General features: G+C 71.8%; 9 protein-coding genes. 7 read left to right on the top strand and 2 right to left on the bottom strand.

Annotation, left to right across the window (positions count from 1 at the left end):
- Positions 1 to 36 precede the first annotated feature (36 nt).
- The 4 genes from C1A33_RS14290 to C1A33_RS14305 all read left to right on the top strand — a co-directional run bounded on the left by C1A33_RS14290 (position 37) and on the right by C1A33_RS14305 (position 4,104).
- Positions 37 to 876, top strand: coding sequence for a UbiA family prenyltransferase (locus tag C1A33_RS14290; RefSeq protein WP_101832008.1), 840 nt, complete (start codon positions 37 to 39; stop codon positions 874 to 876).
- A gap of 170 nt (positions 877 to 1,046) precedes the next feature.
- The gene (locus C1A33_RS14295) at positions 1,047 to 1,805 is read left to right on the top strand and encodes a class I SAM-dependent methyltransferase (RefSeq protein WP_101832009.1); all 759 of its coding nucleotides are present in this window, start codon (positions 1,047 to 1,049) and stop codon (positions 1,803 to 1,805) included.
- Positions 1,802 to 3,052 carry an acyl-CoA dehydrogenase family protein gene (locus C1A33_RS14300; RefSeq protein WP_243407545.1) on the top strand — a complete coding sequence of 417 codons (1,251 nt, stop codon included), beginning with the start codon at positions 1,802 to 1,804 and terminating at the stop codon, positions 3,050 to 3,052. The genes C1A33_RS14295 and C1A33_RS14300 overlap by 4 nt, the downstream gene beginning before the upstream one ends.
- The gene (locus C1A33_RS14305; RefSeq protein ID WP_243407546.1) at positions 3,046 to 4,104 is read left to right on the top strand and encodes a type III polyketide synthase; all 1,059 of its coding nucleotides are present in this window, start codon (positions 3,046 to 3,048) and stop codon (positions 4,102 to 4,104) included. The genes C1A33_RS14300 and C1A33_RS14305 overlap by 7 nt, the downstream gene beginning before the upstream one ends.
- 176 nt (positions 4,105 to 4,280) lie before the next feature.
- On the opposite strand, the gene C1A33_RS38355 is transcribed toward C1A33_RS14305, so the two are convergent.
- Positions 4,281 to 4,496 carry a response regulator transcription factor gene (locus C1A33_RS38355; RefSeq protein ID WP_243407547.1) on the bottom strand — a complete coding sequence of 72 codons (216 nt, stop codon included), beginning with the start codon at positions 4,494 to 4,496 and terminating at the stop codon, positions 4,281 to 4,283.
- Positions 4,474 to 5,814, bottom strand: a complete 1,341-nt coding sequence (locus tag C1A33_RS38360) for a sensor histidine kinase (protein WP_243407548.1) — start codon at positions 5,812 to 5,814, stop codon at positions 4,474 to 4,476. Before C1A33_RS38360 ends, C1A33_RS38355 begins: the two co-directional genes overlap by 23 nt.
- A gap of 109 nt (positions 5,815 to 5,923) precedes the next feature.
- Here C1A33_RS38360 and C1A33_RS14320 point away from each other — a divergent pair, with 109 nt between their 5' ends.
- From C1A33_RS14320 to C1A33_RS14330, 3 genes are all read left to right on the top strand, one after another.
- Positions 5,924 to 6,880: an ABC transporter ATP-binding protein gene (locus C1A33_RS14320; RefSeq protein ID WP_101832011.1), complete on the top strand. Its 957-nt coding sequence runs from the start codon at positions 5,924 to 5,926 to the stop codon at positions 6,878 to 6,880.
- A complete protein-coding gene (locus C1A33_RS14325; RefSeq protein ID WP_101832012.1) occupies positions 6,877 to 7,629 on the top strand; it encodes an ABC transporter permease in 753 nt (250 codons plus the stop codon). The genes C1A33_RS14320 and C1A33_RS14325 overlap by 4 nt, the downstream gene beginning before the upstream one ends.
- 329 nt (positions 7,630 to 7,958) lie before the next feature.
- A partial coding sequence (locus tag C1A33_RS14330; RefSeq protein WP_133150671.1) for a serine/threonine-protein kinase occupies positions 7,959 to 9,010 on the top strand: 1,052 nt, incomplete at its 3' end.

A 9,010-nucleotide genomic window follows, 5' to 3' on the forward strand; every position in this document is an offset into this window, starting at 1 on the left:
GGGGGTGCCTCGCCGAGAGGCGAGGCGGCATAGGTGATGAACGCTATCGATCACCACGGTGCAACGGTTCCGAGGCGAGGTGCCGCGCTGGTGCGGGCATGTCATCCGGAGCCGACGGCCGCGGTGACGCTGTTCTCGGCGGCGCTCGCGGCCTCCAGCGGGCGGACGGCGCGTGGGGTCGGGCTGGTGGCGTCGGCGGTCCTGGCCGGGCAGCTTTCGGTGGGCTGGAGCAACGACCTCGTCGATCGGCATCGGGACGCGGCCGGGGGTCGGGCGGACAAGCCCCTCGTCGGCGACGGGCTCACGCCCGCGACGGTGGCAGCGGCCACGGCGACGGCGCTGGTCGCCTGCGTGCCGCTGTCGCTGGCCTGCGGGCGACGGGCCGGGTTCACGCACCTCGCTGCCGTGGCGAGTGCCTGGGGCTACAACCTCGGGCTGAAGGCGACGCCGCTGTCGGTGGTCCCCTACGCGGTCTCGTTCGCACTGCTGCCCACCTTCGTCGTCCAGGGGCTGCCCGGCGCTCCCGCACCGCCCTGGTGGCTGCCGGCGGCGGCGTCACTGCTCGGCGCGGGTGCGCACTTCGCCAACGTCCTGCCGGACCTCGATGCCGACGCCCGCACGGGGGTGCGTGGGCTGCCGCAGCGCCTCGGGGCCGCCGGCTCGCGCGGGTCGGCCGCGCTGCTGCTCGCGGCCGGCTCTGCGGTGGCGGCGCTCGGGCCGGCGCGACCGTGGGGCCTGCGGGTGGGAGTACTGGCCGCGGTCGGGGTGCTGACCAGTGCCGGGCTGCGCCGCGACGACCGGACGGCCTTTCGCACCGCCATGGCCGTCGCCGCGATCGACGTCGCCCTCGTCGTCGCCGGCGCCCGGCTGGACTGACCCCGCGACATCGCGACATCGCGGCGGTCCGCGCATCGGTGTCCCGCCGTTGTGTCGATGGCGTGCCTGGATTGGATCTACCGTTACCGTGGAGCGACTGTCACACCGTGTGTGCGGGTGAGACCGGCGATGCCGCCGGCCACCGGCCCTGAGGCCCCTCCCGGAGACCCGTGAACGCTCCCCCGCCGCGGCGGCGCGCCCCCCGCCGGCCCAGGAACGACCCGGCCCAGTACGACGACCTCGCCGGCGAGTGGTGGGGGACGCACGGGCAGTTCGCCGCGCTGCGCTGGCTCGCGCAGGCCCGGGGACGGCTCATCCCGGACCCCCCGCACCCCGGCGCGGCGCTGCTCGACCTCGCCTGCGGCGCCGGGCTGCTCTCGGTGGCGCTCACCGGCCGGCTCGCTGGATGGCGGCATGTCGGCGTCGATCTGTCGGCACCGGCGCTGCGCCAGGCCACCGGGCACGGCGTGCTGGCGGTCCGGGCCGATGTGCACCGTCTGCCACTCCCGGACGGGCAGTTCTCCTGCGTCGTCGCCGGCGAGCTGTTCGAGCATCTCGCCGACCTCGACGGCGCCTGCGCGGAGATCGGCCGGGTGCTCGCGCCCGGTGGCACCATCGTCATCGACACACTCGCGGACACCCTGTTCTGCCGGCTGGCCCTGGTCCGCGTCGCCGAGCACCTGCCCGGGGGGCCGCCGCGTCGACTGCACGATCCGGCGCTGCTCGTCTCGCCAGACCGGCTGGCCGGCGCACTCGGACGCGCCGGCATCGACATGACGGTTGCCAACGGTCTGCGCCCGTCGTTCGTCGACTACGCCCGCTGGCTGGCGCGGCGCGCCGACTCGGTCCGGATGGTGCCCACCGGCTCCACCGCCGGGGTCTACCAGGCGGTCGGCTTTCGCACCGCGTCCGCGGGGGGCCACCGGTGAGTTCCCCGATTCCGTCGCCCCGCGCCCTCGCTGCCAGGGAGTCCGTCCACGCCGCGCAGCTCGCCCGCGGCGCCGTCGACGGCCTCGCCGCCCGGGCCGTCGACGCCGACCGCGACGGCGAGCTGCCCGCCGCTGACCTCGACGATCTGCGCGGCGCCGGCCTGCTGGGGCTGCTCGTGCCGACGCGGCTCGGCGGGTCCGGCGGTGGCTTCGCCGACTGGGCGGACGCCGCTCGGGTGCTCGCCACGGGCAGCGGCGCGACCGCCCTGGCCCTGAACATGCACACGTCGGTCGTCGGGGCGCTGGCCAGGACACCCGACGACCTCGCCCGGGCGATCGGGGCACCGCAGTCGTACTTCGCCGCCCGCGACCGGACCCTGGCGGCCGCCGCCGCCGGCGCGTTCATCGCCGTCGCGATGAGCGAGCGGGGCGCGGGCTCCCGCCTGTCCGAGCTGCGGACCCGCTACCAGCCCGACGGCGACGGCTACCGGATCACCGGTGTGAAGTCGTTCTGCTCGGGGGCGTCGCACGCCGACGTCTTCTTCGTCGCCGCCCGCGCCGAGGAACCTCGCACGTCCGTCCCACCCTCAGCCGCGACGATCAGTCACTTCCTCGTCCCCCGCGGCCCGGGGGTCAACGTCGAACCGAACTGGGACAGCCTCGGTATGCGGGGCACCGGCAGCCACGATGTGCGCCTCGACGTGCGGGTTCCCGCCGACGCGCTGGTCGGGGGCATGGCCGGGCTGAGCCTGCTGGTGGCGCAGGTGATGCCGCAGTGGCTGGTCGCCTCCTACGCCGCCGTCTACGCCGGGGTCGGCCGGGCCGTGTTCGACGCTGGGATCGAGCATGCCCGCGGCCGCACCGGCACCGGGCTGCCGCGGGGGCTCGCCGGGCTGCCCGCCGTGCGCGCCCGCTTCGGCCAGGCCGACGCCGCCCTGTCAGCGCTGGACGCGGTCGTCGACGAGTGCGCCCGCCGCGTCGACGCCGACCCGGGGTCACCCTCGACGAACCGGTGGGTGTGGCGGGCGAAACTGCTCGCCGGGCGCACCGCGCAGGACGTCGCCGCGTCGATCGTCGAGGCCTGCGGGACGTCGGTGACCCGCCGTGGGCATCCGCTGGAGCGGCTCTACCGCGACGCCCGCTGCGGTTCGCTGCACCCCGCGACGAGCGACGTGTGCGCGGACTGGCTGGGCCTCGCGGCGCTCGGCGGCGACCCGGACGCCGACGCGGATGTGGCCCGGTGGTGACCGCGGCACCGTCCGCCGCCGTGATCACCGGCCTGGGTTCGGCCTTCCCCGACCCCTACGCCCAGCAGAGCCTGTGGGACGACTACTTCGCGCATCGGTACCGGGGTGACGCGCTGGCGCGCCGGCTGTTCCTCGGCTCCGGCGTCCGCACCCGACACAGCGTGGTCGATCCCCGGCGGGAGGACATCAGCGACTGGTCGACGGCGGCCCGGATGCGCCGGTACCTCGACGAGGCCCCGCCGCTGGGTCGCCGGGCCGCGGGTGAGGCGCTGGCGGACGCCGGGATCGGCGCCGCCGAGGTGGGGCTGTTCGTCGTCGTGTCCTGCACCGGGTACGCGACGCCCGGCCTGGACATCCACCTGGCCCGCGAGCTGGGCATGGAGCCGTCGGTGCGCCGGCTACTGATCGGCCACATGGGCTGCTACGCCGCCATTCCGGGCCTGGGGGCCGCGGCCGATTTCGTCCGGGCCCGCCGGCAGCCCGCGCTCGTGCTCTGCGTGGAACTGACGTCCCTGCACGTCCAGCCCGCGGTCACACACCGCGACCTGGAACAGGTCATCGCACACGCCCTGTTCGGCGACGCCGCGGTGGCGGTCGTCGTTCTCCCCGACGCCCCCCACGGCCTGGAGATCCTCGACACCACCGCCGCGACCGCGCCCGCCAGCGAGGACCTGATGACCTGGCACATCACCGACCACGGTTTCCGGATGGGCCTGTCCCCGCAGGTGCCCGACGTGCTCGCCAAGCATGTCGAGGAGGCGACGGCGGCACTGCTCGTGCCGATCGCCGCGGACGTCACCGACGTCGGCGCGTGGGCCGTGCATCCCGGCGGCCCCCGCATCGTCGACGTCGTCGAGGAACGGTTGGGCCTGCGCCCTGGGCAGACCGCGGCGACCCGTCGGATCCTCGACACCCGTGGCAACTGCTCGTCGGGCACGGTCCTGCTCGTCCTCGACCAGCTCCGCCGGGGCCTGGCGACAGACGCGACCGTCGTCGCGATGGCCTTCGGCCCCGGCCTGACTCTGTGTCTCGCGCTGCTGCGCGCCCGCTGACCGACGTTTCCCCACCGACCTCAGCGTCCTCGACCCGACCGCAGCGTCCTCGACCTGAAACAAGCGGTTTCCGGCCGCCGACCGGTCGCCGAAGGCGGCGGGGAGGATCTCGCGCAGGAGGAGATCGAGCTGCCCCCGCCCGGGTTGCCCGAGGTAGGCGAGGCCGTCGCAGGGCGTCAGAGCCTCTCAGGCTTCGCGAAGCCGGACTCGAAGGCGATGATGACTGCCTGTGTGCGGTCCCGGGCACCGAGTTTGGCCAGCACGCTGCTCACGTGGGTCTTGACGGTCTGGACGCCCAGGTAGAGCCGGTCCGCGATCTCGTTGTTGGACAGTCCCTGGCTGATCAGCCGGAGTACAGTGGCTTCCCGGTCAGTGAGCGTAACCCGCCGCATCACCTCGACGGCCGCCTGGTCTATTGATCTGCTCGCCATGTGCCGGATCGCTTCGGGGAAGAGCAGGGTATCGCTCGATGCGACCAGATGTACGGCCTGGACGATCTCCGTGGGGCGCGCGCGTTTGAGTAGGAAGCCGGACGTCGACGGTCCAGTGGTCGTCCTGGCGACTGGCGCTGAACTCGCCGCCGAGGAGGATGGCCCGTTCCCGCAGTCCGCGCAGGCCTTTCCCCCCGCGTGGAAGGGTGGTGGACCTGCTCATCGCGTTGACGACACGCAGGTCAAGGCACGTGTCGTCGACACCGATATCGATCACCACCGCGCAGCCCGGCGCGTGCCGCAGGGCGTTGGTCACCGCCTCCTGCAGGATCCGGTAGGCCTCCTGGGACACGACGCCGGGGATGTCGCCGATCCGCGGACTGACGTCGGCGGTGACCGGGGCGCCGGCAGCCCGGGCGATGTCCAGGAGCGCGTCGAGATCAGCGAGAGTGGGTCGGGCGCGCACGCCTACTGGAGTGTCGCGGAGTATCCCCAGGGTTCGTTCGAGGTCGTCCATGGCGCGCCGCCCGGTCTCCTCGATGACGGTCAGGGCCCGCTCGACGAACGCGGGATCGGCGCCCGCGACCTGCCTGGCCGCGCCGGCCTGCAGGACCGTCACGGTAAGCGCATGACCGATGGAGTCGTGCAGTTCCGCGGCGAGCCGGTTACGTTCCAGGAGCTGGCCGGCACGATGTTCGACCTCCGCCAGCCTTTCGGCCGGTGACGGGCCGAGGAAGGCTTGGGCCACTCGTACCTGTAGCTCACCGACGGCGACCACGATCCACAGCAGCACAAGGACCAGTGGCGGGACGAGGAGCGGGCCCAGCAGCAGATGATCGCGGTCCAGTACCTCGATTCCGGCGGTGCGTAGCGGTCCCTGCCGCAACGGGGCGACCATGAGCTGGATGGCGAGAGCGACGGCGTTGACCGTCAGGGCCAGGACGGCGACTCCGAACCAGACACGGAGCAACAACCAGAGCCCGGTGCGGCGCAGGTCGGACAGAGTGCGCGAGCGGGCGACGCTGATCCTTGTGCTGTCCTGCGGTTTCAGGAGCAACCGTGCCTGGACGCCCTCCGCGTGGCGGGTCACGGGCACGAACGCGGCGAGAGCCAGCACCGGCAACGGGGACACCAGGCAGGTGAGCAGGGTGGTTGCCAGGGACTCGTCGAAGCCGGGCGCCACCATGACGCAGATACCGGCGAAGATCCCGCCCATGGCCAGGTGCAGCCAGCGCGTGTAGACCGCGGGCCGGAGCACCAGGGAGACAAGGATCGGCACCCTTCCATGATGCCTACGGCGATCCCCCGGGTGCCTCCCCCACAGGAGGGAGGGAAGCAGCGACGATTGGGGGATCCGCGCACAGCCCGGCGTGTCGCTCACTAGGAGCATGGCGACCGAGAAGGAACCACCGCCCAGAGCGCGTATCGACGTTCGGGATGTCACTAAACGCTACGGATCGACTGTCGCTGTGAAGCGGCTGAGTTTTCAGGTCGAGCCGGGTCGGGTGACCGCTTTTCTCGGACCTAACGGCGCGGGCAAGACGACCACCATGAGGATGATGCTCGGCCTCGACCGACCGACGGACGGCGAGGTGCTCATCAGTGGCAGGTCCTACGCACGGATCCAGGAGCCGCTGCGGCATGTGGGTGCGCTGCTCGATCCGGCTGCCGTGCATCCCGGGCGACGGGCTCGCGATCAGCTACTGGTCCTCGCCAGGAGCAACCGCATCCCAGATGTTCGGGTCGACGACATGCTCGACCGGGTCGGCCTGGCTGGTGCCGCCAGGCGTCGGATCGGCGGATTCTCCCTGGGTATGCGTCAACGGCTCGGGCTCGCAGCCGCTCTGCTCGGCGATCCTCAGGTGCTGATCCTGGATGAACCGCTCAACGGCCTCGACCCGGAGGGCATCCAATGGATCAGGAACCTGCTCCGGGAACTCGCCGACGACGGTCGGGTGGTCTTGTCCTCCAGCCATCTCATGAACGAGATGGCCGTAACCGCCGATCATCTCGTCATCATCGGAAGAGGCCGGCTACTGGCCGACGTCAGCATGACCGAGTTCAGTGCCCGGTACGGCCACGGCCGGGTCCGGTTGCGCACGACCCGACCCGAGCGGCTGGGCAGGGCACTGGCCGCCGAGGGGTTCACCCTGACCGCGACGAAAGGCGGGCTGTGGGAGGTACTCGAGGCACAGCCGGATCAGATCGGCGCGATCGCCGCCCGCGAAGGCGTGCCACTCCAGGAACTGCAGCCGCACAGCGACTCCCTGGAGGAGGCGTTCCTGCGGATGACCGCGGGTTCCGCTGAGTTCACCGCCGCTGCTGGACGAGAGGCGCTGACGTGACCCTGCGGCCGGTGCTGTATTCAGAGTGGACCAAGATCCGATCGGTCCGATCGATCGTATGGGCCCTGATGATGGCAGCTGTCCTGCTCGTCGGCTTCGGCTCCTTTGCCTGCGGGGCCTACGGCGACGGCGAAGCAGCACAACATGATTTTGATCCCCTGGCGCTGGCGTTCTGGGGGGCGAACTTCGCCCAGGTTGCCGTGGCCGTTTTCGCGATGCTGGCAATGGGAGGCGAGTACGAGAAGGGCACAATAACCACCTCTCTCACCGCCGTTCCCCAACGGACCCGGTTTTACGTTGGAAAACTCGCGGTCACGGCGGGAACTTCCCTGGCCGTCGCGGTTCCGGCCACCCTTGTCACGTTCTTCGCAGCGCAGGGTCTACTGGATGAACACGGAGTCCCCTTTGGCGATCCCGGCACGGTGCGCGGCGTGATTTCTCTGGTCCTCTACTTTCCGCTGCTGACCCTCCTCTGCGTGGGGCTCGCCACGATCTTCCGCGCGCCGGCTGCGACGATGGGGATTTTCCTGCCATTCCTGTTCCTTCTGTCTCCTCTGAGCATGGAGGTTCCCAGCCTACGGACGGTCGCTCAGTTCCTGCCTGATCGGGCTGGGCTGTACGCAGCCATGAACCTCCATTCGAATTCCGGTTTCGTCTACGATGCATGGCTGGGTCTACCGATTATGGCTGTATGGACGGCGGTGGCGGTCCTCGGTGGCTGGCACGCCTTGCACAGCCGTGACGCGTGAGCGACGTCCGGCTCGCACTTTGAGGCGCCTGTCCGCCGCACCGATGCGCGGCCGCACTGTCGTGTCCACGTGTCCGCCGGGCGAGCAGGCGGCTGGTCACCCGGTCGCGCGTGGCCGCGGTCGTTTCGTCCGCTGGTGTGGGACCAGGCGCCGGCTCGTTCACAGGCTGCGTGTCATCCCGCCTCGAGTCATCCCGCCTCGACAGGTCCGGATGGTGTGGGCCAGGCCGTCGGCCAGCCGACAGGCGGTCCGATATGCACGGGAATTCCGCTGTGGGAGGATGCGCCCACCGTAGCGAGTCCAAAGAGCACAGTGACCCAGGACGGGACGTGCCGGCAGTCGATCGCAGCAGCATCATCGCCGCGCTCCCCGACTACGACGTCGGCCGCGAGCTCGGCTCGGGCGGGTTCGGCCTGGTCCTCTCCGGGTATCACCGTCCCCTCGCCCGCGACGTCGCCATCAAGGTGCTCTCGGCGCGCCCCGGTGCGACGGAGATGGATCTGCGCACCGAGGGGCGGGCGCTGAGCCGCCTCGACCATCCGCACGTCGCCCGCGTGCACGACTTCGTCGCCCGAGGCCGGCTGTATGTCCTGGTCATGGAACTGCTGCCCGGCGGCAACCTGGCCCACCAACGGCTGTCCGGGCCCGACGCCTGCCTGCTCGGCCTCGCCGTCGCGGACGCGCTGGCCCACGCCCACGATCTCGGCGTGCTGCACCGGGACATCAAGCCGGACAACATCCTGTTCACCACGACCGGACGGCCGAAGATCACCGACTTCGGCATCGCCGCCCTGCTGGCCGACCGGCCGCCGGCCACCGGCCAGCCGGCCAGCCCGGGCCACACCGTCATCGGAACACCGCGGTACATGGCGCCCGAGCAGGTTCACGGCACGGCGCTCGGGCCGTGGACCGATCTGTACGCCCTCGGCGTCACCCTGTACGAGCTGCTGACCGGGGCCGCGCTCTACCCACCCGGCCTGCCCGAACCCGAGATGCTCCGGCATCACTGCATGGTGGCGCCGCCGACGCCGTTCGGGGTGCCCGAGCCGATCGGGCGGGTGGTGCTGCGTGCGCTGGCGAAGGCGCCGGCGGCCCGGCAACCCGACGCGCGGGCCTTCGCCGCCGATCTCGCCGCCGCCGCCCGGGTCGTCTACGGCGCGGGCTGGCAGCGGCGCAGCGGCCTCGACGTACACCTCACCGAAACCGCCCGGTTCCTCGAAGCCATGCCCCCCGATAGCGGGCACGTCGCCAGCGCGGCACCGCGGCCCGCGCGCGGCGGCGATCCCGCTGGTCCCGGCGACGAGGACACCACCCGCCTCGATCCATCACCCGCCAGTGACCCACCCGTGTCCAACCTGCCCGCGTTCCTCCCACCCGTGTC

The organism is Frankia canadensis (assembly GCF_900197875.1).
Lineage (GTDB): Bacteria > Actinomycetota > Actinomycetes > Frankiales > Frankiaceae > Frankia > Frankia canadensis.

Bases quoted from the DNA above. Each gene is read 5' to 3' on its own strand.
- C1A33_RS14320 (WP_101832011.1), top strand. From the start codon at position 5,924: ATGGCGACCGAGAAGGAACCACCGCCCAGAGCGCGTATCGACGTTCGG.
- C1A33_RS14290 (WP_101832008.1), top strand. From the start codon at position 37: ATGAACGCTATCGATCACCACGGTGCAACGGTTCCGAGGCGAGGTGCC.
- C1A33_RS38355 (WP_243407547.1), bottom strand. From the start codon at position 4,496: ATGCGGCGGGTTACGCTCACTGACCGGGAAGCCACTGTACTCCGGCTG.